The organism is Streptomyces tropicalis (assembly GCF_029269835.1).
Classification (GTDB): Bacteria; Actinomycetota; Actinomycetes; order Streptomycetales; family Streptomycetaceae; genus Streptomyces; species Streptomyces tropicalis.
Map to the genome: position 1 here is coordinate 67,144 of NZ_JARJBB010000001.1, position 24,223 is coordinate 91,366.

The following is a 24,223-nucleotide window of genomic DNA, read 5'->3' on the forward strand; positions in this document are numbered from 1 at the left end:
ACGCTGCCGACGTCTACGACGTACTCATCACTGTCAGTTGTCGTCCTCGTCGATCAGGAACCCGCGCATCGGCGAGGGCGCCTGACCCATGGGCGACGGACCCTGCGGACGCACCGGCGCCATCGGCTGGGTCATCGCCGGCGACATCTGCTGCTGGCCGCCGTAGGACGGGGCCGCCGGACCGGACGGACCGCCCATGCCCTGGTTGCCGCCGCCGTACGACGGGGCGCTCGCGCCGGCCGGAGCCATCGAGGGCGCCGGGGACGGCGGCAGGGACGCGGCAGCCGGGGTGCGCGGCGGGGCCAGCGAGTCGTCGGACTGGGTCTCCAGCTGACGCAGCTGCGACTCCAGGTACGACTTCAGACGCGTGCGGTACTCGCGCTCGAAGCCGCGCAGGTCCTCGACCTTGCGCTCCAGCGTGGCGCGGGCGGACTCCAGGGAGCCCATCGCGACGCGGTGCTTCTCCTGCGCGTCCCGCTCCAGCGCGTCGGCCTTGGCGCGCGCGTCGCGCTCCAGACCCTCGGCGCGGCTGCGAGCCTCGCCGACGATCTTGTTGGCCTCGGAACGCGCCTCGGCGATCGCCTGGTCTGCGGTCTGCTGGGCCAGCGACAGGACGCGCGCGGCGCTGTCGCCACCGGGACCCTGACCCATCGGGCCGGGGCCGCCCATCGGGCCGGGACCCATCGGGCCGGGACCCATCGGACCCGGACCCATCTGGCCCTGCATCGGGCCCTGGCCCATCGGACCCTGGCCCATGGGACCGGGACCCATCGGACCGGGACCCTGCGGGCCCTGACCGCCGGGACCGGCGGGCAACTGCGGAGCACCGCTCGGCAGCTGGGGCGGACCACCCATGGGGCCGCCCATCTGCTGCTGCGGCGGGCCCGATATGCCGGCGGGCACCGGAGCGCCCGGACCTCGCATGCCCTGCTGCTGCGGCGGCATGCCCTGCTGCGGCGGCATCCCCTGCTGCGGCGGCATGCCCTGCTGCGGCTGGTCCTGCTGCTCCGGAGGCTTGCGCATGTTCTGCTGGTTCTGGGCAGCAGCGCGCGTGGCAGCGGCCAGCTTGGCGCGCAGGTCCTCGTTCTCGCGGAGCAAGCGGGTCAGCTCGGCTTCGACCTCGTCGAGGAAGGCATCGACCTCGTCCTCGTCATAGCCTTCTCGGAGGCGGACGGTCGTGAACTGCTTGTTCCGCACGTCCTCGGGGGTCAACGGCATCTCTTCACCTCAACGTAGTCGTCGGCGTTCGGCAAGACGGTAGTTCACATCGCTCACAGCCGACTCACGATCGAGATCAGGATGTAGACGATGATCATCAACACGAAGAAGGACAGGTCGAGCGCCACGCCTCCGAGACGCAGCGGCGGGATGAACCGCCGCAAAAGCTTGAGCGGTGGATCGGTGACAGTGTAGGTGGCCTCCAGAATGACCACCATCGCCTTGCCGGGTTGCCACGAACGGGCGAACTGGAAGACGTAGTCCATGACCAACCGGAAGATGAGCACGATCAGGAAGCACATCAACGCGATGTAGATCACGTCCAGGAACACGCTCATGACCCGTGCTTCCCTCTCCCCTGTTTCCCTGCGGTGTACCGGTGATGCGTTTCAGCTCTGGTTGAAGAACCCGCCCTCTGCGATACGGGCCTTGTCCTCCGCCGTGACATCGACGTTAGCAGGCGACAACAGGAACACCTTCTGCGTCACCCGTTCGATGCTGCCGTGAAGACCAAACACCAAACCGGCCGCAAAGTCGACAAGTCGCTTCGCGTCCGTGTCGTCCATCTCCGTCAGATTCATGATCACCGGAGTGCCCTCACGGAAGTGTTCCCCGATGGTACGGGCCTCGTTGTAGGTCCGGGGGTGAAGCGTGGTGATCCGGTACGGCTCACGTTCCGACACGACCTTGGGCATGATCACCGGCGCGTTCTTCTCCAGGCTCTGGCGTTCTTGTGTGATGGATGACACGGGCGCGATGCGCGCCGGACGGCCCGATTCCGCCGGGAGCGAAGCGGCGTGCGAGATGGGGTCGCGCGGCGCCGGAGGCTGCACCGCCCGTACCGGTTCGTCCCTTTGGGGCTGATGTGCCCCGTGGGGCGGGTGCGACGGCTCATGCCGCCTGCGGTCCCGCTCCGGCTCCGGGTCGAGCTCGGGTTCGAAGTCGTCATCGGGGTCGAATCCCCGGCCGTCGTACCCATCGTCCTCCACGAGGCCGAGGTAGACCGCCATCTTGCGCATCGCGCCGGCCATGCTCCGAGTCCTCCGCTCTGTGGTGGATCGACTGACGCTGACCGTCAAGTCCCGCGATCCACGTGGTCGTTGCCACCGCCTGCGACGGTATTGACCATATTTTCTGCTGTGGTCCGACTTCCTGGCGACGTTACCCGAGGCCGGGGCGGACTCCGAGTACCGCGGTGCCGACGCGCACATGTGTCGCCCCGGCGGCCACGGCCTCCTCGAGGTCCGCACTCATCCCTGCCGAGACCATGGTTGCAGCCGGATGGGCCCGGCGCAGGTCGGTCGACAAATCCACCAGTCGCGCGAAGGCGGCAGGTTGACGGCCGGCGTACTCCCCGGTGAGCGGGGCGACCGTCATCAGGCCGTCGAGCCGGAGCCCCGGGGCGGCCGCGACCGCGCCGGCCAACTCCTCCACCCCGCCGGGCGCCACACCGCCGCGCTCCCCGCGACCGCTCTCCCCCGCGTCGAGCGCGACCTGGAGGAGGCAGCCGAGCTCGCGCCCCGTCCGGACGGCCTCCTTCGACAGCGCGGTCACGAGCCGGACCCGGTCGACCGACTGGACGACGTCGGCGTACCCGGCCACGGATCGCACCTTGTTGGTCTGGAGTTGACCGACAAAATGCCAAACGAGGGGCAGATCCACACATTCCGCGGCTTTCGGGGCGGCCTCCTGGTCGCGGTTCTCGGCGACGTGCCGCACACCGAGTTCCGACAGGATCCGCACATCCGACGCCGGGTAGGTCTTGGTGACCACGATCAGGGTCACGTCCTCGCGCGGGCGGCCCGCGGCCGCGCACGCGGCGGCGATGCGCTGCTCCACTCTCGCCAGGTTTGCGGCGATTTCGCCCTTACGGTCCGTCATGCTCCATCAGTCCAGCCAGACATAGCCTGCGAGCCGCCCCGTGGTGCGGTCGCGGCGGTACGAGAAGTGGTCGGGCGACTCCAGCGTGCACACCGGCGACTGCTCCCGGTCGCGCACTCCGAGGCGCTCCAGCTGCGCGTGCACTCCGGCGCTCACGTCGACGGCCGGGGTGCCCCAGCTCGTCTCGGAGTGCGCCGCCGGTTCGACGGAGGCCACCTCGGCGCGCATCGCCTCCGGCACCTCGTAGCACCGGCCGCACACGGCGGGCCCGGTGCGGGCGACGATCCGGCCCGGCTCGGCGCCGAGTTCGACCATCGCACGTACGGCCGCGGGGACGACCCCGGCGACCAGACCGGGACGCCCGGCGTGGGCCGCGGCCGCGACCCCGGCGACGGGGTCGGCCAGCAGCACCGGGGTGCAGTCCGCGGTGAGCACCGCGAGGGCGAGCCCGCGCGTGGTGGTGACGACGGCGTCGACCTCGGGCACGGGCCGGTCCTGCCAGGGGCCGTCCACCACCGCGACGTCGGCCCCGTGCACCTGGTTCATCCAGACCACCCGGGCCGGGTCGAGCCCGAGCGAGCGCGCCGCCCGCTCCCGGTTGGTGCGCACGGCGGCGGGGTCGTCGCCGACCGCCCCGCCGAGGTTGAGCTCCTCGTACGGAACGGCGCTCACCCCGCCCCACCGGTCGGTGAAGCCGAAGTGCGCGCCGTTCACGGTGTCGCGCCGTCCTATCACTTGAGGAAGTCCGGCACGTCCAGCTCCTCGGCCGCGCTGTCCGCGTAGCTCCGCGACGGCGGGACCGGCGGGTGGACGGGCGTGAGGTCGGCGGCCGGCTCGGGGGCGGCCGGCTCCGGGTCCTCCTTCGGCGTCACGCTGCCGAGCGAGCCGAACGTCGGCCGGCTCTCGGTCTGCTGCTGCGGCGGCCGGGCCGGGGCCTGCTCCTCGCGCTTGGCGGAGGACGAGCCGAGAACGTTGTCGCGCCGGGCCGGGGGCTGGCCGCCGTCGAAGCCGGCCGCGATCACGGTGACCCGGACCTCGTCGCCGAGGGCGTCGTCGATGACGGCGCCGAAGATGATGTTGGCCTCGGGGTGGGCCGCCTCGCTCACCAGCTGGGCCGCCTCGTTGATCTCGAACAGGCCCAGGTCGGAGCCGCCGGAGATGGAGAGCAGGACACCGCGCGCCCCGTCGATGGACGCCTCCAGCAGCGGCGAGGAGATCGCCATCTCGGCCGCGGCCACGGCGCGGTCGTCGCCGCGGGCGGAGCCGATGCCCATGAGCGCGGAACCGGCCTCCGACATGACCGACTTGACGTCGGCGAAGTCGAGGTTGATCAGGCCCGGGGTGGTGATCAGGTCGGTGATGCCCTGCACACCGGACAGCAGCACCTGGTCCGCGGACTTGAACGCGTCGAGCACGCTGACCTGACGGTCCGAGATGGACAGCAGCCGGTCGTTGGGGATGACGATGAGGGTGTCGACCTCTTCGCGGAGCTCGGCGATGCCGTCCTCGGCCTGGTTGGCCCGGCGCCGCCCCTCGAAGGTGAACGGGCGGGTGACCACGCCGATGGTGAGGGCGCCGAGCGAGCGCGCGATGTTGGCCACGACGGGCGCGCCGCCCGTGCCGGTGCCACCGCCCTCGCCGGCCGTCACGAAGACCATGTCGGCCCCCTTGAGGACCTCCTCGATCTCCTCGCGGTGGTCCTCGGCGGCCTTGCGGCCGACGGCCGGGTTGGCTCCGGCGCCGAGTCCGCGGGTCAGTTCGCGGCCGACGTCGAGCTTGACGTCGGCGTCGCTCATCAACAGCGCCTGCGCGTCGGTGTTGATGGCGATGAACTCGACGCCCTTGAGACCGACCTCGATCATCCGGTTGATGGCATTGACACCACCGCCGCCGACACCGATGACTTTGATGACTGCGAGGTAGTTCTGCGGTGCTGCCACGTCGAAGGCCTCTCGCCTCGAGTTACGTGTCGCCGGTCTCCGGGACGCCTCCGCGTGCCGCAATCCGAACGACTGATGCCGAATGGGACGGTCCGAACGCCGACCCGAACCCTAACCCTGAAGTTTAGGGTTACCAGTGTGTCTGTTCCTTGAAGTCTTCGGAACAGGACACTAAGTCGACAAGTGGCGCCCGTTCAACGAACACGCCGAACCTCCCGTTTTTCTTTTCACCCTATGTGATCAGCCATAGCAGTGCCCAACCAGGGTGCTGGCCTGCGCTGATGTGCGTCAACTCGCCGATGACGCGGGTGCGGTGGGCACGGAGACGTCGAAGTGGCGGGCGTGCGGGGCGGCTTTCATCAGGGCGGCGAGCGCGCGCGCCTTCGCCGTGCTTCCCTCCGCGCTGCCCCACGCGACGTCACGACCGCCGGTCAGCTCCAGCGAGATGTCGTCGTAGGTACGGACCTTGAGCACGCGGGTCTCGCGGGCGACGGCGCCGGGGACGCGGCCGGCCACCTCGACCGCCGCACGCACCAGCCGGTTCTCGCCGAAGCGCCGTACGCTCGCGGTCGCGGAGCCCTCGTCGGACAGGGCGAGTTCGAGCACGGGGGCGCCGTGCGGCGCCCGGTCGACCGTGGCGAACCGGACACCGCCGTCGTCCACTTCGACGAACTTCCCGCCCTTCGCCTCCACCAGGACCGGCGTGCGCTCCACGACCTTCAGTCCGATGCCGTGCGGCCAGGCGCGCACCACGTCCACCGAGTCGATACGGGGCAGTTCCCTGCGCAGCCGCGCCTCGACGGCGTCGGTGTCCACGGAGACCAGGGGGACGCCGGCCGGTACCGCCGCGGCCGACCGCACCTGTGCGGGCGTCAGGACCCGGGTGCCGGTGACGGACACGTGCTCCACACGCGTCCACGACGAGCCGTAGAGCAGCCAGAGGACACCCGCGCCCAGGAGCAGCACGCCCAGGCCCAGGAGCGCGGTCGTCCGCAGGCCCGGGCGCCGCAGCCGGCGGAGCACGGGCGGGCCGGACGACTCCTGCTGGCGGTCACCGCGCTCGGCGGTCGTCGGTCCGGCCACGCTCTCAGCCCTTTCGTGCAGACGGCCTAGCGGCGCGAGGCGATCGCCTCGTACACCATGCCGACGAGCAGGTCGTCGGCGTCCCGGCGGCCGAACTCCCCGGCGGCACGGGACATCTGGTACAGCCGGTGCGGGTCGGCGAGCACGGGCAGCACGTTCTGCTGCACCCATTCCGGGGTGAGTTCCGCGTCGTCCACCAGCATTCCCCCGCCGGCCTTGACCACCGGCTGGGCGTTCAGCCGCTGTTCGCCGTTGCCGATGGGCAGCGGGACGTAGGCGGCCGGGAGCCCGACGGCGGAGAGTTCGGCGACGGTCATCGCGCCGGCGCGGCAGAGCATCATGTCGGCCGCGGCGTAGGCGAGGTCCATCCGGTCCAGATAACTTACCGGGATGTACGGGGGCATCCCCGGCATTTGATGCACCTGCGGCAGTTCGTTCTTCGGGCCGACGGCGTGCAGGATCTGGATGCCCGCCTGCTGGAGGTAGGGCGCGACCTGCTGCACGACCTCGTTGAGGCGGCGGGCGCCCTGGGAGCCGCCGGAGACCAGCAGCGTCGGCAGGTTGGGGTCGAGCCCGAAGGCGGCGCGCGCCTCGGGACGCACCGCGGCCCGGTCCAGGGTGGCGACGGTGCGGCGCAGCGGGATGCCGATGTAGCGGGCGCCGCGCAGCTTGCTGTCCGGCGTCGACACCGCGACCTGGGCCGCGTACCGGGAGCCGATCTTGTTGGCCAGGCCGGGGCGGGCGTTCGCCTCGTGGATGACGATCGGCACGCCGAGCCGTTTGGCGGCCAGGTAGGCCGGCAGCGCCACGTAGCCGCCGAAGCCGACCACGGCGTCCGCCTTGGTCCGCTCCAGGATCTGCTCGGTCGCCTTGATCGTGCCGCGCAGCCGGCCCGGGACGGTGATCAGCTCGGGGGTGGGCTTGCGCGGCAGCGGCACGGCCGGGATCAGCGCGAGCTCGTAGCCGCGCTCCGGGACGAGCCGGGTCTCCAGGCCGCGCTCCGTGCCCAGGGCCGTGATCCCCATGGCCGGGTCCTGCCTGCGCAGGGCGTCCGCGAGGGCGAGCGCGGGCTCGATGTGGCCCGCGGTACCTCCGCCGGCGAGTACGACATGCACCGAAATTCACCGCTCTCCGGACGAGCGTGCCGCCGCGGCACGTCGTCGCATCGTGTTCCATCTCCCAGGTCCGCGGCCGGATTCCCGGTCGGACCCCCGCTCGGGCGTCCGTGCGGACGTCCGGCCGGGGTTCCGTCCGGACTTCCGTTCGGCCGCGGAGCCTCCCGCCCGCTTTCTACCAAAGCGAGGTTGCCGCATCGCAAGCGCCGCCCGCGCGGCGGGCTCGTCCCGCGCGAAGGCGATCAGCAGTCCGACGGCGAACATGGCCGGCAGCAGGGCGGAACCTCCGTAGGAGAACAGCGGGAGCGGGACGCCGGCGATCGGCAGCAGGCCGAGCACCGCACCGATGTTGATCACCGCCTGCGCGGTGATCCAGGTGGTCACACCTCCCGCGGCGTACCTCACGAAGGGGTCCTCCGTGCGTCCGGCCACGCGGATACCCGCATAGCCTAGAGCCGCGAACAGGGCGAGCACCGACAGCGTTCCCGCGAGGCCCAGCTCCTCGCCGGTGACGGCGAAGATGAAGTCGGTGTGGGCTTCGGGGAGTTGGCCCCATTTTTCCACACTGGCACCGAGCCCGGATCCGAAGATACCGCCGGAGGCGAGGGCGTAGATGCCGTGCACCGCCTGCCAGCAGGTGCCGCCCGGCCCGAGGTCGGTGGCGCCGATGCAGGCGAGGCGGTCCATCCGGTTCGGGCTGGTCTTGATCAGGAGCGCCCCGATCGCGGCGGCGACCGACAGCACGCCCACGAAGAGGCGGGTGGGGGCGCCGGCCAGCCACAGCAGGCCGAAGAGGATCGCGGTGAGGATGATCGCGGTGCCCATGTCGCCGCCGAGCATGATCAGGCCGAGCAGCAGGAAGGCCACCGGTACCAGCGGGACCAGCATGTGCTTCCACTGCGCGAGCAGCCTCCGCTCCTGCTTGCGCGCGATCAGGTCGGCGCCCCAGAGCACCAGCGCCAGCTTGCCGACCTCGCTGGGCTGGATCTGGAAGGAGCCGCCGAGCGAGATCCAGTTCTGGTTGCCGTTGACCGACATCCCTATCCCCGGCACCTGCACCAGCGCCATCAGGAACACCGCGCCCGCGAGGATCGGGTACGCCAGCGCACGGTGCAGCCGTACGGGCATGCGGGACGCGACGAACATCAGCCCGGCGCCGATCACCGCCGCCAGCAGCTGCTTGCGGAAGAAGTAGGAGCCGGGCAGCGCCATCTGCAGCGCCGTGACCTGGGAGGCCGAGTAGACCATCACCAGGCCCAGCACCGTGATCAGCAGGCTGCCGCCGAGGATCAGGTAGTACGCGGTCAGCGGCCGGTCCCAGGCCTTGCGGGCGCGGGCGAGGAAGCGCCCGACGGACGGGGCGCCCTGCGGGTGGACCGCCGCGGGGCGTCCCTGGGCCCGCTGGACGGGCGGCATCCGGCCGGTGCGGCTACCGGGCATCGGCACCTCCCCTGTACGTCGGCCTCGACGGTCCCACGCGTCCCTCCCGAAGTCGCCCGGCGGGCGGCCGGGTCAGGCACCGAGTTCGCGCACCGCCTGGGCGAACGCGTCACCGCGCCTGTTGTAGTTGGCGAACATGTCCATGGAGGCGCAGGCGGGGGCCAGCAGCACCGTGTCGCCTGGTCCGGCGAGCCGCTTCGCCTCCTGGACGGCCTGGAGCATCGCCCCAGTGTCGGTCCGGTCGAGGTCGACCACGGGTACTTCCGGGGCGTGTCGCGCCAGGGCTTCGCGGATCAGCGCACGGTCGGCGCCCATCAGCACGACGCCGCGCAGCCGCCGCGCCGAGGAGGCGACCAGCTCGTCGAAGGCGGCACCCTTCGCCAGACCGCCCGCAATCCATACGATCGACTCATATGCCGCCAACGACGCCTGCGCGGCGTGGGTGTTGGTGGCCTTGGAGTCGTCCACGTAGGCGACGCCGTCGACGTCCGCGACATGGGCGATGCGGTGGGCGTCCGGGGTGAAGGCCCGCAGCCCGTCCCGCACGGCCTGCGGGGGGACGCCGAAGGCGCGCGCGAGGGCCGCGGCGGCCAGGGCGTTGGCGATGTTGTGCGGGGCCGGCGGGACGACGTCGGAGACCTCGGCGAGCTCCTGGGCGTTCTTCTGCCGGTTCTCCACGAAGGCCCGGTCGACCAGGATGCCGTCCACGACGCCGAGTTGGGAGGGCCCGGGCGTGCCCAGGGTGAAGCCGATCGCCCGGCAGCCCTCCTCGACGTCCGCCGCGCGCACCAGGTCCTCGGTGGCCTTGTCGGCCGCGTTGTAGACGCAGGCGACCCGATTGCCCTCGTAGACACGGCCCTTGTCGGCCGCGTAGGCCTCCATGGAGCCGTGCCAGTCGAGATGGTCGGGGGCCAGGTTCAGCACGACGGCGGAGTGGGCGCGCACCGAAGGGGCCCAGTGCAGCTGGTAGCTGGAGAGCTCCACGGCGAGCACGTCGTACGGCTCGTCGCCGAGCACCGCCTCCAGCAGCGAGACGCCGATGTTGCCGACGGCGGCCGTGCGCAGGCCCGCCGCCGTGAGGATGGAGGCGAGCATCTGCACGGTGGTGGTCTTGCCGTTGGTGCCCGTGACGGCCAGCCAGGGGGCCGCGTCGGGTCCGCGCAGCCGCCAGGCCAGCTCGACGTCGCCCCAGACCGGGACGCCGGCCCGTTCGGCGGCCGCGAACAGCGGCTTGTCCGGCTGCCAGCCGGGCGCGGTGACGATCAGCTCGGTGCCCTCCGGCAGGGTCGCCCCGTCACCGAGGCGCACGGTGACCCCGAGAGCCTCCAGCTCGGCGGCCTGGGCCCGGGCCCGGTCGTCGTCGCCGTCGTTGACGACGGTGACGTGCGCGCCGAGGCCGTGCAGCACCCGGGCCGCCGGGACACCGGAGACGCCGAGTCCGGCGACGGTGACGTTCTTCCCCTGCCAGTCGGTCACTTGTCCGCTGCCCATCCCGCGTAGAAGAGACCCAGTCCGACGATCACGCAGATGCCCTGGATGATCCAGAAGCGGACCACGACGAGTACCTCGGACCAGCCCTTGAGTTCGAAGTGATGCTGGAGTGGCGCCATCCGGAAGACCCGCTTGCCGGTCAGGCGGAAGGAGCCGACCTGGATGACCACCGACATGGTGATCAGCACGAAGAGGCCGCCGAGCAGTGCGAGCAGCAGCTCGGTGCGGGAGCAGATCGCCAGGCCCGCGAGGACGCCGCCGAGCGCGAGCGAGCCGGTGTCGCCCATGAAGATCTTGGCGGGCGAGGTGTTCCACCACAGGAAGCCGAGGCAGGCGCCCATCAGCGCGGAGGAGACCACCGCGAGGTCGAGCGGGTCGCGCACCTCGTAGCAGGCGTTGGGGTTGGTCAGGGTCATGGCGTTGGCGCAGGACTCCTGGAACTGCCAGACCCCGATGAAGGTGTAGGCGCCGAAGACCAGCACGGAGGCGCCGGTGGCCAGGCCGTCGAGGCCGTCGGTGAGGTTCACGCCGTTCGACATCGCGAGGATCATGAACAGCGCCCACACCACGAACAGCACCGGGCCGATGGTCCAGCCGAAGTCGGTGATGAACGACAGCTTGGTGGAGGCGGGGGTGTTGCCGCGGTTGTCGGCGAACTGCAGCGCGAGCACGGCGAAGCCGATGCCGACGATCAGCTGGCCGGCCATCTTCGCCTTGGCGCGCAGACCCAGCGAGCGGCGCTTGACGATCTTGATGTAGTCGTCCAGGAAGCCGACCAGGCCCATGCCGACCATCAGGCCCAGCACCAGCAGACCCGAGTAGGTCGGGGCGTAGCCGGTGATCACCTTGGACAGGAAGTACGCGGCGACCGTCGCCAGGATGAAGGCGATGCCGCCCATGGTCGGCGTACCGCGCTTGCTGGCGTGCTCGCGCGGGCCGTCGTCGCGGATGTACTGGCCGTAGCCCTTGCGGGCGAGGAGCTTGATCAGCAGCGGGGTGCCGACCAGCGTCAGGAAGAGGCCAATGACACCTGCGAACAGGATCTGCTTCATCATCGGGCGGCGACCTCACCCTCGGCACCGGTCTCGAGGAGCGCCTGGGCCACGCTCTCCAGACCGACCGAACGGGACGCCTTCACGAGGACGACGTCTCCCGGGCGCAGCTCGCTGCGCAACAGGTCGATCGCCGCCTGTGCGTCGGACACGTGCACCGACTCCTCACCCCACGAACCCTCGTTATATGCGCCCAGTTGCAGCCAGGACGCTTCCCTGTCCCCGACCGCGACGAGCTTGCTGACGTTGAGCCGGACGGCGAGCCGTCCGACCGCGTCGTGCTCGGCGAGCGCCTCGTCCCCGAGCTCGGCCATCCTGCCGAGCACCGCCCACGTGCGGCGCCCCTGGCCCATGGCGGCGAGCGCGCGCAGAGCGGCCCGCATGGACTCGGGGTTGGCGTTGTAGGCGTCGTTGACGATGGTCACGCCGTCCGGGCGCTCGGTGACCTCCATGCGCCACCGGGAGAGGGAGCCCGCCTCGGAGAGCGCGGTGGCGATCTCTTCCGCGGACATGCCCAGCTCATGGGCGACGGCGGCCGCGGCGAGCGCGTTCGACACGTGGTGCTCACCGTACAGGCGCATGGTCACATCGCATGCACCGGAGGGTGTGAGAAGCCTGAATGCGGGCTGTCCGGTGTCCGTGAGTCGCACGTTCTCGGCGCGAACGTCCGCTTCGCCGGACTCTCCGAAAAGGATCACCTTCGCCTTCGTACGGGAGGACATGGCCCGGACCAAGGGGTCGTCGGCGTTGAGGACGGCCACGCCGCCCTCCTCGGCCGCGGGGAGCGCCTCGACCAACTCGCCCTTCGCCTGGGCGATCTGCTCGCGGCCGCCGAACTCGCCGATGTGGGCGCTGCCCACGTTGAGCACCAGCCCGATCCGCGGCGGGGTCAGCTCGGTGAGGTAGCGGATGTGCCCGATGCCGCGGGCGCCCATCTCCAGGACGAGGAACCGGGTCTCCTCGGTGGCGCTGAGCGCGGTGAGCGGCAGCCCGATCTCGTTGTTGAGGGAGCCCGGGGTGAACACGGTGGGCGCCCGGTGCCGGAGCACCTGGGCGATCAGGTCCTTGGTACTGGTCTTGCCGGCGGACCCGGTGAGGGCGACCAGGGTCGCGCCGAGCCGTCGCACCACATGGCGGGCGAGGGCGCCGAGGGCGCGCTGGACGTCGTCCACGACGATCGCGGGCACGCCGACGGGGCGCGACGCCAGGACGGCGGCCGCGCCCGCCCCGACGACCTCCCGTGCGTAGTCGTGGCCGTCCGCCCGCTCACCGACGAAGGCGACGAAGAGGCTGCCGGCGCAGACCTCCCGGGAGTCCCGGACGACGGGTCCGGTCACTTCGACGGACGGATCCGGTATGTCGTGCGTCTGCCCGCCGACGACTTCTGCGATCTCGGCGAGGGAGAGGGCGATCACAAGTTCATCCCTGGGTCTTCTGGATAGCTTCGCGAAGCACCTGGCGGTCGTCGAAGGGACGGACCACTCCGGCGATGTCCTGGCCCTGCTCGTGGCCCTTGCCCGCGACCAGCACGGTGTCGCCGGGCCGTGCCCGGCCGACGGCGGCGGCGATGGCGGCGGCCCGTTCCTCGAACAGCAGCACCTCGCCGCGCTCGTGGGCGGGCACGCCGGCCGCGCCCTCCAGCATGGCCGCGAGGATGGCGAGGGGGTCCTCGGAGCGGGGGTTGTCCGAGGTCAGTACGGCGGTGTCGGCGAGCCGCGCCACGGCGGCGCCCATCGGCCCGCGCTTGCTCCGGTCGCGGTCGCCGCCGCAGCCCAGCACCACGTGCACCCGGCCCTTGGTGACCTTGCGCAGCGCGCGCAGCACGGACTCGACGGCGTCGGTCTTGTGGGCGTAGTCGACGACGGCCAGGTACGGCTGTCCGGCGTCCACGCGCTCCAGGCGGCCGGGCACGCCCGGCACGGCGGCGACGCCGTCGGCGGCGGTCTGCGGGTCGAGTCCGGCGGCGGCCAGGGCGACCACGGCGGCCAGGGTGTTGGCCACGTTGAACGGGCCGGGCAGCGGCGCGCGGGCGGCGACGCGCTGCCCCTCGGGGCCGATCACGGTGAACGTCGAGTCCGTCGGGCCGACCTGGACGTCGGCGGCGCGCCAGTCGGCGTCGGGGTGTCCCTCGGCGGAGTAGGTGACGACGGGGACCGTGGCCTCGCGGACGAGCCGGCGCCCGTACTCGTCGTCGACGTTGACCACGCCGAGCCTGCCGCGGCGGGGCGTGAACAGCTGCGCCTTGGCCCGGAAGTAGTCCTCCATGTCGGAGTGGAACTCCATGTGCTCCGGGCTGAGGTTGGTGAAGACGCCGATGTCGAAGACGCAGCCGTCGACGCGGCCCAGCACCAGGGCGTGGCTGGAGACCTCCATGGCCACGGCGTCGACCCCGCGCTCGCGCATGACCGCGAACAGGGCCTGCAGGTCGGTCGCTTCGGGCGTGGTGCGCTCGGACTTGATCCGCTCGTCGCCGATACGCATCTCGACCGTGCCGATCAGTCCGGTGGACCGGGCGGTCCGCAGGCCGCCCTCGATCAGGTAGGCGGTCGTGGTCTTGCCGGACGTGCCGGTGATGCCGATCTGGAGGAGGTCCCGGCCGGGGTGGCCGTAGATCGTCGCGGCCAGTTCGCCCATCCGCCCGCGCGGGTCGTCGACGACCAGGACCGGCAGGCCGGTCGCGGCGGCGCGCTCGGCGCCGGACGGGTCGGTGAGCACGGCGACGGCGCCGAGGCCGGCGGCCTGGGTGACGAAGTCGGCGCCGTGGGCGCGGGCTCCGGGCAGCGCGGCGTACAGGTCGCCGGGCCGGACGGCGCGCGAGTCGTGGGTGATGCCCGTGACGTCGGCGGCGGACTCGGGGGCGGCGGTACCCAGCTGACCGGCGAGCTCCGCAAGGGGTGTGGCGGAGACCCGCGCCGGCCGCGGCGGTCCCGGATAGGTCACGGAAGCGCCTTTCTGGGTGGTTCGGGGCTGATCAGCGTGTGGCACGGCGGTGAGCGTACCGGGCGTACCCGCCTGTGGGCGAAGCGAGCCCTCGGACGGGGTGCGGTTCCCGGGGTCGGGGGTGATCGTGGTCACGGGCTGTTCCTGACGGGTGCGGGGCGGCGGAGCGGTCGCGTGGGGTGCGGGGGGCGGGGCCGGTCACGGCTTGAAGTCGACGGGCAGGTTCGCGGCCGGCGCCCCGGTCGGCGGCACCTGGAGGGTCTTCAGCGCGAACTCCATGACCTGCTTGTAGATGGGGCCGCAGATCTGGCCGCCGTAGTAGCTGCCCCGGGTGGCGTTCTGGATGGCGCAGTAGACGGTGATGCGGGGGTTGTCGGCCGGGGCGAAACCGGCGAAGGACGAGGTGTAGCCGCGGTACCGGCCGGTGGCCGGATCCACGCGGTTGGCCGTGCCGGTCTTGCCCGCGACCCGGTACCCGGGGATGCGCGCCTTCACACCGGTGCCCTGCTCGTCGTCGACCACGGACTCCAGCATCTGGGCGATCTGCTGCGCCGTCCGCGCGTCCACCACCCTGGTCGTCCCGGGTTTCGGGGCGGGAGTGAAGCGGCCGTCGGCGCCCCTGGTCCCGCGCACCAGGGTCGGCTGGACGCGGACGCCGCCGTTGGCGATGGTCGAGTACACGGAGGCGGCCTGCATGGCGTTGATGGAGAAGCCCTGGCCGAAAGGAATCGTGTACTGCTGGGAGGTGGACCACTTCCCGGGCGGCGCGAGGATGCCCCGGGTCTCGCCGGGGAAGTCCAGCCCGGTGTGGCTGCCGATGCCGAACTTGCGCAGGTACGAGTAGAGGATCCGGTTGGTCTCGGCCTGCGTCCGGCCCAGCTGCCCGGTGGCCAGGATGGTGCCGATGTTGCTGGACTTGGCGAGCACGCCGTTGAGCGTGAGGTACCAGGTTCCGTGGTCCACGTCGTCCTGGAAGAGCCGGTCCCCGCGGTGCAGCCGGTTGGGCACCACGACGTGGGTGAGGGGCTCGGCCGCGTGCTGCTGGAGCACGGCGGCCATGGACATGACCTTGGCGGTGGAGCCGGGCTCGTAGGCGTCCTGGACGGCGGCGTTGCCGAGGGCGGCCGGGTTCGCCCTGGTGAGGTCGTTGGGGTCGAAGCCCGGGGAGTCGGCCATGGCCAGGACCTCGCCGGTGCGGGTGTCCTGGACGACCACGTAGCCGCGGTCCGCGCCGGACTTCTTCACCTGGTCGGTGATGGCGTTCTGCGCGGCCCACTGGATGTCCCGGTCGATGGTCAGCTCGACGTCGGAGCCGGCCACGGCGGGCGTCTCGGCGGAGCCGGCGGTGGGCACCTGCCGGCCGCCGGACTGGGCGTAGCGGATCTTGCCGGACTTGCCGGACAGCAGCTTGTCCAGTTGCTGCTCGATCCCGCCGCCGCCGCGTCCCTCGGCGTTGACCCAGCCCAGTATCCCGGCGGCGAGGTCGCCGTTGGGGTACACGCGCTTGCTGCTGGGGTCGGAGAAGACGCCGGCGAGGACGTTGACCGTGGCCGGGTCCTTCCGCCCCTTCTTGGTGAGGGCGGCCTTCAAATCCTTGATCTGCTTCCAGACCTGTGGGGTCTGGCGGCGGGCGAGCAGCACGTAGCGGGTGTTGCGGGTGCTGAGCCTGCGGGTGAGCGCCTCCTGGTCCTGGCCGAGGATCGGGGCCAGCAGGGCGGCGGCCCGCTGGGGCCCGTCGCCGATCTTCAGCTGGTCGCGCCCGAACATCGTCGGGTCGGCGGTGATGTCCTCGGCGTCCACGCTGTTCGCGAGGGCCACGCCGTTGCGGTCGGTGATGCCGCCGCGCTCGGCGGCGAGCGTGTGGACGACGTACCGGTTCTCGTCGGCCTTGGCGGCGTACGCGCTGGCGTCGACGGCCTGCACCTGGAGCAGCCGTCCGACGAAGACGAGCAGCACCAGGGTGAGCGTGAGGACGACCATCCGCAGGCGCGGGCGGGGGCTGCCGAGGCGGAGGGCGTTCGGCGGCGGGGGGCGGCGCGGGGTGGGGCGGTAGGCCGGGCGGGCCCCGGGGGCGGGCCGCTCCCGGCCGGCGGAGCCGCCGGAGCGGGCGGGCCGGGCGGGTCCGGGCACCCGGCGGCGCGGCGCTTGCCTGTCGGACACTTCCGTCACCTGCCGGGGGTCGTGGTCGGGGCGGCCCGGCCCGCGGTGGGGGCGGCCTGGCCGGTGGGCGGGGCGCCCCCGGGGGCCGCGGGCGCGGGGCTCTTCGCGGAGGGCGCTACCGCGCCGGGCACGGCGGTCTGGCCGCCGGCCGGGGACGCGGGGGGTGCGGTGGCGGAGGAGCCGCCCGGGGCGGCCGGGGCGGCCGGGGTCCGGGGTGGCCGCAGCGAGACCGGCAGGTCCTGCGGCGCGGCCTGGGCGGCGGCCGCCGAGGGGACGCCCCTGACGGTGCCCCCGGGGCCCAGGAAGGCCGGATCGCCGCCGGGCACCATGCCGAGCTGCTGCGCCCGGCGCTGGAGGGCGTCCGGGGCGGAGTAGGAGTCGATGTCCCGCTGGAGGGCCTGCTGCTCGTCGGTGAGGCTCTTGGTGTCCTTCTGCAGGTCGTCCAGCTGGAACGCGCCCTCGCTGAGGGCGGAGTTCAGCACCAGCAGCCCGATCAGGCCGCCGCCGAGGAGGAGCACGACGAGGAGGACGAAGGGCGCCCGGGCCGCCTGACCGCGGCCCGCCGGAAGGAGCCGCGCGAGCCGGGCGGCACGGCCTCTCAGTTCGGGTCTCCTGTTCACCGGTCCCCCAGGGTCCGCTCGCCGTGCCCGTCCGTCCCGCGGGGGCGCACCCGCCGCGGCCGCCCCGTCAGCTGCCTCACTCGATGTCCTCCCTGATGCGCTGGGCCCCGCGCAGCCGGGCGGGTGCCGCCCGCCGGTTCTCGGCGATCTCTTCCTCGGTGGGAAGTTCGGCACCGCGCGTCAGCAGCTTGAGCCGGGGCTGGTAGCGCTCGGGGACGACCGGCAGGCCGGGGGGCGCCGTGCCGGCCGCGCCGGCGGCGAACACCTGCTTCACCAGCCGGTCTTCGAGCGAGTGGTACGAGAGGACGGCGATCCGGCCGTCGACGGCGAGGGCCTTCACCGCGGCCGGGATCGCCCGTTCCAGGACCGACAGTTCGCCGTTGACCTCGATGCGCAGCGCCTGGAAGGTGCGCTTGGCCGGGTTGCCGCCGGTGCGCTTGGCGGCCTGCGGCAGGGCGTCGCGGATCAGCTCGACCAGGCGGGCGCTGGTGGAGAAGGGCTCCTTCTCGCGCTCGCGCACGATCGCGGACACGATCCGCTTGGCCTGCTTCTCCTCGCCGTAGGCGCGCAGGATGCGGACCAGTTCGCCCGGCGGGTAGGTGTTCAGGACCTCGGCGGCGCTCATCCCGGCCGTCTGGTCCATACGCATGTCCAGCGGCGCGTCCTGGGCGTAGGCGAAGCCGCGGTCGGCCTCGTCGAGCTGCATGGAGGAGACGCCGAGGTCGAACAGGACGCCCTGCACGCGCGGGATGCCGAGCCGGGCGAGCACGTCCGGCAGTTCGTCGTAGACGGCGTGCACGAGGGTGGCGCGCCCGCCGAAGGGCGCGAGGCGCTCGCCGGACAGGCGCAGCGCCTCCTTGTCGCGGTCGAGGGCGACGAGCCGGGCCTCCGGGAAGCGGGTGAGCAGCGCCTCGCTGTGGCCGCCGAGGCCGAGGGTGCAGTCGACGACCACCGCTCCCGGGCGCTCCAGGGCGGGCGCCAGCAGGTCCAGGCACCGCTGGAGCATCACGGGGACGTGTCGGCTCTGGCTCAAGGGGCCCTCTCAGATCCGGCGCGGGCCGCACGTGCCGCCGGGTCACGTCCCTCCTCCGGCTGACGCCGGGGGTGCCCCGATGGCGGGAGGCCCGCCGGCGCCGGAGGCGTCGGCCGGCCGGCGGTGGGAGGAGGCCGAGCCGTACGTACGCGCCGCGCGCGTGGGGAGACGGTCCGCGCGGGTGCCGGGGTCTCCGGGGAATTGCAGTCAGCGGGGAGATCCGCGCCTCCCGCTTCGCGTCACTTTAGTCCACCCTGTGGCGCGGTCAATCAACTGGCCTGCGCGTCGCCCACCGGAGGGGTGATGACACCGGAATGCGAAAGGATTCACCCATTCAGGTGTCCGTTGCGGTGCGTGTGGAGTCGCTCACAACAAGCGGCACTGGCGTTCTTTGTCCCCCCTCACAGCAGGACCGGACCGCGCGTGACCAGTAACGTCATGAGTATGACGACTTCTGCAGCAGTTCCCGCCGGTTCCGAAGACGCCATAACGGGCGGCGGTTCCGTCACCGAGCGCCTCGTCGAGGCCAACCAGCGCTACGCCGACGCCTTCACCGACCCCGGGATGGACGCCCGGCCGGTGCTCGGTGTCGCCGTGGTGTCGTGCATGGACGCCCGGATCGACCTGCACGCCGCACTGGGCCTCGCGCTCGGCGACTGCCACACCATCCGCAACGCGGGCGGCGTCGTCACCGACGACGTGATCCGCTCCCTGACCATCAGCCAGCGCGCGCTGGGCACCCGCAGCGTGGTGCTCATCCACCACACGGGCTGCGGGCTGGAATCGCTCACCGAGGAGTTCCGGCACGACCTGGAGATGGAGGTCGGGCAGCGTCCCTCCTGGGCCGTGGAGTCCTTCCGGGACGCCGACCAGGACGTGCGCCAGTCCATGCAGCGGGTGCGCACCTCACCCTTCCTGCTGCACACCGACGACGTGCGGGGCTTCGTCTTCGACGTGAAGACGGGCCTGCTGCGCGAGATCGACCCGGCCTGACCGGGGCGCCCGCCCCGGACGTCCCGCTTCCGCCGGGTTGCCACCCGGGCCCCATCACCCACAAAAAGCCCTAAGACCTGACATATCGCAGCCAGTTGTCCACAGGCGAGTGACACGAACCGGTAACGGCCACAAGAATGCGGGGGTGGCACCACGCATTGTGCCGTGTGGTGTCCGTGATTCGGGGTGGGCCGATCCGTGCCGCGGTGCGGATCGGCCCGTCAAGAGCTGGGGAATCCCCCGCCCGTCCCAGGGCGCGGGGAAAGGCCGAGGAGGGCCGGGTGACGACCTATGACGATCGAGCGAGCCTCACTGATCTGACCGCCACTGCGGAGCGCGTCCGCAGTTCGGTGGAAGCAGTGATCGAGGGCAAGCCCGAGGTCGTACGGCTTTCGCTGACCGTGCTGCTCGCCGAGGGGCATCTTCTGATCGAGGATGTCCCCGGCGTCGGCAAGACCATGCTGGCCAAGGCGCTCGCGCGGTCCATCGACTGCTCGGTGCGCCGCATCCAGTTCACGCCGGACCTGCTGCCGTCGGACATCACCGGCGTGTCCATCTGGGACCAGCAGCGCCGGGACTTCGAGTTCAAGCCCGGGGCGATCTTCGCGCAGATCGTGATCGGCGACGAGATCAACCGCGCCTCGCCCAAGACCCAGTCGGCCCTGCTGGAGTCGATGGAGGAGCGCCAGGTCACCATCGACGGGCAGACCTACGAGCTGCCGAGCCCGTTCATGGTGGTCGCCACCCAGAACCCGGTCGAGATGGAGGGCACCTACCCGCTGCCCGAGGCCCAGCGCGACCGCTTCATGGCCCGCGTCTCCATCGGCTATCCGAGCCCGGAGGCCGAGGTGGAGATGCTGGACGTGCACGGCGGGGCGAACCCGCTGGACGACCTGCAGCCCGTCGCCCACGCGCACGACATCAGCAAGCTGGTCGAGGCGGTCCGCGGCGTCCACGTCGCCGAGACGGTCCGGCGGTACGCGGTGGACCTGGTCGCCGCCACACGCACCCACCCCGACCTCAGACTCGGCGCCTCGCCGCGCGCCACGCTGCACCTGCTGCGCGCCGCGAAGGCGGCCGCCGCGCTGGGCGGCCGGGAGTACGCCCTCCCGGACGACGTGCAGGACCTGGCCGTGAGCGTGCTGGCCCACCGGCTGCTGCCCACCGCCCAGGCCCAGCTCAACCGCCGGACCTCCGAGCAGGTCGTCCAGGAGATCCTGCAGAGCACGCCGGTGCCCGCGGCGCCGGGGCAGCAGAGCGGCTTCGGCCTCGCCTCCGGCACGCCGGCGTACGGCCAGCAGCCGCCGCGGAGGCTCTGATGGCCGCCGCCGGGCCGGAGCACGCGGAGGACGACCGGGACGGCGGGGACGGAGTGCGCACCGCGCTGGCGGGTCTCACCACCCGCGGGCGCTCCTTCCTGGCCGCCGGGATCGCGGCCGCGATCTGCGCCTACGTCCTCGGGCAGGCCGACCTGCTCCGGGTGGGGCTGCTGCTCGCGGTGCTGCCCCTGGTCTGCGCCGCGGTGCTGCTGCGCACCCGCCACCGGGTCGCCGGCACCCGCCGGCTCTCCCCCGCGCGCGTGCCCGCCGGCAGCGAGGCCCGCGTGCACCTGCGCACGGAGAACGTCTCCCGGCTGCCCACGGGACTGCTCATGCTCCAGGACCGGGTGCCGTACGTGCTCGGCCCGCGGCCGCGCTTCGTGCTGGACCGCGTGGAGCCGGGCGGCCGCCGCGAGGTGTCCTACCGGGTCCGCTCCGACCTCCGCGGCCGCTATCCGCTCGGCCCGCTCCAGCTGCGTCTGACCGACCCGTTCGGCATGTGCGAACTGACCCGGTCCTTCTCCTCGTTCGACACCCTCACCGTCGTCCCGCGCGTCGATCCGCTCCCGCCGGTGCGGCTGAGCGGGGAGGCGCGGGGGTACGGCGACGGACGGCAGCGCTCGCTGGCGCTGGCCGGCGAGGACGACGTGATCCCGCGCGGGTACCGGTACGGGGACGACCTGCGCCGCGTGCACTGGCGCTCCACCGCCCGCTACGGCGAGCTGATGGTCCGCCGGGAGGAGCAGCCGCAGCGCGCCCGCTGCACCGTCCTGCTGGACACCCGGTACCTGGCCTTCCACGGCTCGGGCCCGGACTCGGCCTTCGAATGGGCGGTGTCGGGCGTCGCGTCGGTGCTGGTGCACATGCTGGAACAGGGCTTCTCGGTACGGCTGCTGACGGACACCGGCGACACGGTCCCCGGCGAGGGGGCCGACGGGTTCGCGAGCGCCGGGGCGGGGTCGGCGGAGGCCGCCGGGCTGATGCTGGACACCCTCGCCGTGATCGACCACTCGGACGGGGCGGGCCTGTCCCGGGCGTACGACATGCTGCGCGGCGGCAACGAGGGGCTCCTGGTGGCCTTCCTCGGCGATCTCGACGAGGAGCAGGCCGCGATCGCCGCACGGATGCGCCAGCGCAGCGGCGGAGCGGTCGCCTTCGTGCTGGACGGCGCGGAATGGGCGCGGGAGCCGACCGACGTGCCCGGACCGGCGCACCACCGCGGGGAGCGGCTGCGGTTGCTGCGGGACGCGGGCTGGACCGCGGTGCCGGTGCCGCCGGGGGCCTCCCTGGAGGCGCTCTGGCGGCAGGCCGACCGTGAGCGCACGGCCGCCGGCGCGGCGAGCGGAGCGGTCCACGGCACCCATCACGGGGAGGGGCGCCCATGAGCGGGCGGACACGACTGGCGCTGTGCGCGGCGCTGGCCACGCTGGCGGCGTCCTGTGCGCTGCTGCCGCTGGTCTCGCCCGCGACCTGGATCGTGCAGGCGGCGGTCATGCTGGCGGTGCAGTCGGCGGTCGGCGTGGCCGCGCGGCGGGTGCCGCTGGCGCGGCCGCTGACCGTGGCCGCGCAGGCCCTGGCCGCACTGCTCCTGCTGACCCTGGTCTTCGCCCACGGGCAGGCTGTCGCCGGGATCGTGCCCGGCCCGGACGCCGTGCGCCGCTTCGCGGACCTGTTCCAGCAGGGATCGGCCGACGTGGGCCGCTACGCGATCCCGGCGCCGCTGTCCGCCGGGATACGGCTGCTGCTCGTCGGCGGTGTCCTGGTGATCGGGCTGATCGTGGACACCCTCGCGGTGACCTTCCGCAGCGCGGCCCCCGCGGGCCTGCCGCTGCTGGCGCTCTACTCCGTCGCCGCGGGCCTGTCCGACGGGCACGCCGACTGGCTGTGGTTCCTGCTCGCGGCCGCGGGCTATCTGGCCCTGCTGCTCGCCGAGGGCCGGGACCGGCTCGCGCAGTGGGGGCGGGTGTTCGCCGGGGCGGCCCGCACCCCGGGCGGGGATCCGGGGGCCGCGGTGGCACCGGTGCGGACCGGGCGGCGCATCGGCGCGGTCGCACTGGGCGCGGCGCTGCTGGTGCCGCTCGCGCTGCCGTCCCTCCAGGGCGGGCTGCTGGGCGGTTCCGGGACCGGCGTCGGCCCGGGCGACGGGGACGGCGGCACGATCTCCGCGGTGAACCCGCTGGTGTCCCTGCGCGACAGCCTGAACGTGAACGAGGACCGCACGGTCATGTCGCTGCGCACGACCTCCTCCGACCTGTCGGACCTGTACCTGCGCATCGTCTCCCTGGACGACTTCGACGGCGTCACGTGGAAGCCGTCGCAGCGGCACGTCACCGGCGTGCCGGACACCTTCCCCGCCCCGGCCGGCCTCGCTCCGGACGTCCGGCGCACCGAGATCACCACGTCCGTCGCCACGGCCGACTGGTACGCGCAGGACTGGCTGCCGATGCCGTACCCGCCGAGCGGGGTGCGCATCGGAGGCACCTGGCGCTACGAGCCGCTGGGCATGACCCTGGTCGGCGACCGGGGCCAGAGCACCCGCGGGGCCCGCTACCAGGTGCGGAGCCTGGACGTGGAGCCGACGCCGGAGCAGCTGGCCGACGCGCCGGCGCCGCCGGCGGCCCTGCGGCGCGAGTACACCAAGGTGCCCGACTCGCTGCCGGGGGCCGTCCTGGCGACCGCTCTGAAGGTCACCGACGGGGCGGCGAACCACTACGAGCAGGCGGTCAAGCTCCAGGACTGGTTCGCGCTGAACGGCGGCTTCCAGTACGACACCCAGGTGCAGGTGGGCACCGGCCCGCAGGCCATCGAGCGGTTCCTGAAGGACAAGCGGGGCTTCTGCGTGCACTTCTCCTTCGCGATGGCGGCGATGGCGCGCACGCTCGGCATCCCGGCCCGGGTCGCGGTGGGCTTCGCCCCTGGCTCCCCGCAGGCCGACGGCACGGTGGCGGTGGGGCTGAGGGACGCGCACGCCTGGCCGGAGCTGTACTTCGAGGGCGTCGGCTGGACCCGGTTCGAGCCGACCCCGACCCGGGGCTCGACGCCGTCCTACACCCGCTCGGACACGCCGGGCGACTCGGTGCCGACGCCGACGGCACCGACCCGGGAGGCCGGCGGGACGCCCTCCGCGGCGCCCTCCGCGAACCGGAGCTGCACTCCGCAGCAGCGGCGGCTCGACGACTGCGGAAGCACCGTCCCGCAGACCGCGCTCCCCCGAGACGGCGGGGGTCCGCCGTGGTATGCCGCCCTGGCCTGGGCGCTCGGTGCGGCGGTGGCGCTCGCGCTGCCGCTGACGCCGCTGCTGTGGCGCCGTCGGATGCGGACCGTGCGGCTGGGCACGCGGGGGCGCGGCGAGGGGCAGGCCACGGCCCGCGTCCTGGCCGCCTGGCAGGAACTGACGGACACGGCCTGGGACTTCGGCATCGTGCCGGACGGCTCGCAGACCCCGCGCGGGACGGCCGCCCGGATCGCCCGCCTCGGCCGTCTGGAGCCGGCGGCGGCGGCCGGTGTGCACCGGCTGGCGGACGCGGTGGAGCAGGTCCTCTACGCCCCGCACCCGCGTCCGGCGGCGGGACTCGCCGACGACGTCCGCGCGGTCGCCGACGGGCTGCGCGGCGGGTCCGGCCGGGGGGCGCGACTGCGCGCCACGTTCGCCCCGCGCTCGGCCGCTCGGCTCGGGTGGGCGGCCTCGGCACGCTGGGCGACGCTCCGGACCCGCACCGCGTCCTCCCTGGCGTCCCTCCCCCGCCCGCCCTTCCACCGCCCGTCCCTGCGCCGGGCGTCGGGACAGCGGGGCTGAGCCCGGGCGGCGTCGGCCGCCGCCCGGTGCCGGCTCGCAGCACTCCGCACGGGCCGGCGCGCACGCCCGGCGACCCGGCCCCGGCGGCCCAGCTCGTGCCCGACCGCCCGGCGCGGACCCCGTCGGGACATGCGTGAGGGGG

At 72.9% G+C, this 24,223-nt stretch carries 20 protein-coding genes; 4 read left to right on the forward strand and 16 right to left on the reverse strand.

Translation table 11 applies throughout. From position 1 onward, the window contains the following. Positions 1–33 precede the first annotated feature (33 nt). The 16 genes from P3H78_RS00300 to rsmH form a co-directional block, all read right to left on the reverse strand. Positions 34–1,218: a DivIVA domain-containing protein gene (locus tag P3H78_RS00300; protein ID WP_276106644.1), complete on the reverse strand. Its 1,185-nt coding sequence runs from the start codon at positions 1,216–1,218 to the stop codon at positions 34–36. Positions 1,219–1,271: 53 nt separating this feature from the next. Beyond that, positions 1,272–1,556: a YggT family protein gene (locus P3H78_RS00305; RefSeq protein ID WP_276106645.1), complete on the reverse strand. Its 285-nt coding sequence runs from the start codon at positions 1,554–1,556 to the stop codon at positions 1,272–1,274. A 51-nt stretch (positions 1,557–1,607) separates the two neighbouring features. Further along, positions 1,608–2,249 carry a cell division protein SepF gene (locus P3H78_RS00310; RefSeq protein WP_276106646.1) on the reverse strand — a complete coding sequence of 214 codons (642 nt, stop codon included), beginning with the start codon at positions 2,247–2,249 and terminating at the stop codon, positions 1,608–1,610. 130 nt (positions 2,250–2,379) lie between these two features. After that, on the reverse strand, positions 2,380–3,099 hold the full coding sequence (locus P3H78_RS00315; protein ID WP_276106647.1) for a YggS family pyridoxal phosphate-dependent enzyme: 720 nt from the start codon (positions 3,097–3,099) through the stop codon (positions 2,380–2,382). Between the two features lie 6 nt (positions 3,100–3,105). Next, positions 3,106–3,834, reverse strand: a complete 729-nt coding sequence (gene pgeF / locus P3H78_RS00320) for a peptidoglycan editing factor PgeF (RefSeq protein WP_276106648.1) — start codon at positions 3,832–3,834, stop codon at positions 3,106–3,108. Further along, positions 3,831–5,039, reverse strand: a complete 1,209-nt coding sequence (gene ftsZ / locus P3H78_RS00325) for a cell division protein FtsZ (RefSeq protein WP_276106649.1) — start codon at positions 5,037–5,039, stop codon at positions 3,831–3,833. Before ftsZ ends, pgeF begins: the two co-directional genes overlap by 4 nt. 288 nt (positions 5,040–5,327) lie before the next feature. Next, positions 5,328–6,122 (reverse strand): cell division protein FtsQ/DivIB, encoded by a 795-nt coding sequence (locus P3H78_RS00330; RefSeq protein ID WP_276106650.1) that lies wholly within the window; start codon positions 6,120–6,122, stop codon positions 5,328–5,330. A gap of 26 nt (positions 6,123–6,148) precedes the next feature. After that, on the reverse strand, positions 6,149–7,237 hold the full coding sequence (murG, locus tag P3H78_RS00335) for an undecaprenyldiphospho-muramoylpentapeptide beta-N-acetylglucosaminyltransferase (protein ID WP_276106651.1): 1,089 nt from the start codon (positions 7,235–7,237) through the stop codon (positions 6,149–6,151). Positions 7,238–7,243: 6 nt separating this feature from the next. Continuing rightward, positions 7,244–8,677: a putative lipid II flippase FtsW gene (gene ftsW / locus P3H78_RS00340; protein ID WP_276106652.1), complete on the reverse strand. Its 1,434-nt coding sequence runs from the start codon at positions 8,675–8,677 to the stop codon at positions 7,244–7,246. Between the two features lie 72 nt (positions 8,678–8,749). Then, positions 8,750–10,168 (reverse strand): UDP-N-acetylmuramoyl-L-alanine--D-glutamate ligase, encoded by a 1,419-nt coding sequence (murD, locus tag P3H78_RS00345; RefSeq protein ID WP_276106653.1) that lies wholly within the window; start codon positions 10,166–10,168, stop codon positions 8,750–8,752. Further along, a complete protein-coding gene (gene mraY, locus P3H78_RS00350; RefSeq protein ID WP_276107305.1) occupies positions 10,150–11,220 on the reverse strand; it encodes a phospho-N-acetylmuramoyl-pentapeptide-transferase in 1,071 nt (356 codons plus the stop codon). Before mraY ends, murD begins: the two co-directional genes overlap by 19 nt. After that, complete coding sequence (locus tag P3H78_RS00355; RefSeq protein ID WP_276106654.1) at positions 11,220–12,635, reverse strand: UDP-N-acetylmuramoyl-tripeptide--D-alanyl-D-alanine ligase; 1,416 nt, start codon at positions 12,633–12,635, stop codon at positions 11,220–11,222. The genes mraY and P3H78_RS00355 overlap by 1 nt, the downstream gene beginning before the upstream one ends. A gap of 4 nt (positions 12,636–12,639) precedes the next feature. After that, the gene (locus P3H78_RS00360) at positions 12,640–14,295 is read right to left on the reverse strand and encodes a UDP-N-acetylmuramoyl-L-alanyl-D-glutamate--2,6-diaminopimelate ligase (RefSeq protein WP_276106655.1); all 1,656 of its coding nucleotides are present in this window, start codon (positions 14,293–14,295) and stop codon (positions 12,640–12,642) included. A 63-nt stretch (positions 14,296–14,358) separates the two neighbouring features. Then, entirely contained in the window at positions 14,359–16,320 is a 1,962-nt protein-coding gene (locus tag P3H78_RS00365) for a peptidoglycan D,D-transpeptidase FtsI family protein (protein ID WP_276106656.1), read from the reverse strand. Between the two features lie 5 nt (positions 16,321–16,325). After that, entirely contained in the window at positions 16,326–16,940 is a 615-nt protein-coding gene (ftsL, locus tag P3H78_RS00370; protein ID WP_276106657.1) for a cell division protein FtsL, read from the reverse strand. Between the two features lie 76 nt (positions 16,941–17,016). Further along, positions 17,017–17,973: a 16S rRNA (cytosine(1402)-N(4))-methyltransferase RsmH gene (rsmH, locus tag P3H78_RS00375; protein WP_276106658.1), complete on the reverse strand. Its 957-nt coding sequence runs from the start codon at positions 17,971–17,973 to the stop codon at positions 17,017–17,019. Positions 17,974–18,417: 444 nt separating this feature from the next. Here rsmH and P3H78_RS00380 point away from each other — a divergent pair, with 444 nt between their 5' ends. The 4 genes from P3H78_RS00380 to P3H78_RS00395 all read left to right on the forward strand — a co-directional run bounded on the left by P3H78_RS00380 (position 18,418) and on the right by P3H78_RS00395 (position 24,081). Continuing rightward, positions 18,418–18,966: a beta-class carbonic anhydrase gene (locus tag P3H78_RS00380; RefSeq protein WP_276106659.1), complete on the forward strand. Its 549-nt coding sequence runs from the start codon at positions 18,418–18,420 to the stop codon at positions 18,964–18,966. Between the two features lie 281 nt (positions 18,967–19,247). After that, on the forward strand, positions 19,248–20,285 hold the full coding sequence (locus P3H78_RS00385) for an AAA family ATPase (RefSeq protein ID WP_276106660.1): 1,038 nt from the start codon (positions 19,248–19,250) through the stop codon (positions 20,283–20,285). Next, complete coding sequence (locus P3H78_RS00390; protein WP_276106661.1) at positions 20,285–21,670, forward strand: DUF58 domain-containing protein; 1,386 nt, start codon at positions 20,285–20,287, stop codon at positions 21,668–21,670. Before P3H78_RS00385 ends, P3H78_RS00390 begins: the two co-directional genes overlap by 1 nt. Continuing rightward, the gene (locus P3H78_RS00395; protein WP_276106662.1) at positions 21,667–24,081 is read left to right on the forward strand and encodes a transglutaminase TgpA family protein; all 2,415 of its coding nucleotides are present in this window, start codon (positions 21,667–21,669) and stop codon (positions 24,079–24,081) included. Before P3H78_RS00390 ends, P3H78_RS00395 begins: the two co-directional genes overlap by 4 nt. Positions 24,082–24,223: the final 142 nt, after the last annotated feature.

Coding starts and splice junctions, on each gene's coding strand:
- P3H78_RS00300 (WP_276106644.1), bottom strand. CDS start 1,218: ATGCCGTTGACCCCCGAGGACGTGCGGAACAAGCAGTTCACGACCGTC.
- P3H78_RS00305 (WP_276106645.1), bottom strand. CDS start 1,556: ATGAGCGTGTTCCTGGACGTGATCTACATCGCGTTGATGTGCTTCCTG.
- P3H78_RS00310 (WP_276106646.1), bottom strand. CDS start 2,249: ATGGCCGGCGCGATGCGCAAGATGGCGGTCTACCTCGGCCTCGTGGAG.
- P3H78_RS00315 (WP_276106647.1), bottom strand. CDS start 3,099: ATGACGGACCGTAAGGGCGAAATCGCCGCAAACCTGGCGAGAGTGGAG.
- ftsW (WP_276106652.1), bottom strand. CDS start 8,677: ATGCCCGGTAGCCGCACCGGCCGGATGCCGCCCGTCCAGCGGGCCCAG.
- murD (WP_276106653.1), bottom strand. CDS start 10,168: ATGGGCAGCGGACAAGTGACCGACTGGCAGGGGAAGAACGTCACCGTC.
- mraY (WP_276107305.1), bottom strand. CDS start 11,220: ATGAAGCAGATCCTGTTCGCAGGTGTCATTGGCCTCTTCCTGACGCTG.
- P3H78_RS00380 (WP_276106659.1), top strand. CDS start 18,418: ATGACGACTTCTGCAGCAGTTCCCGCCGGTTCCGAAGACGCCATAACG.
- P3H78_RS00390 (WP_276106661.1), top strand. CDS start 20,285: ATGGCCGCCGCCGGGCCGGAGCACGCGGAGGACGACCGGGACGGCGGG.
- P3H78_RS00395 (WP_276106662.1), top strand. CDS start 21,667: ATGAGCGGGCGGACACGACTGGCGCTGTGCGCGGCGCTGGCCACGCTG.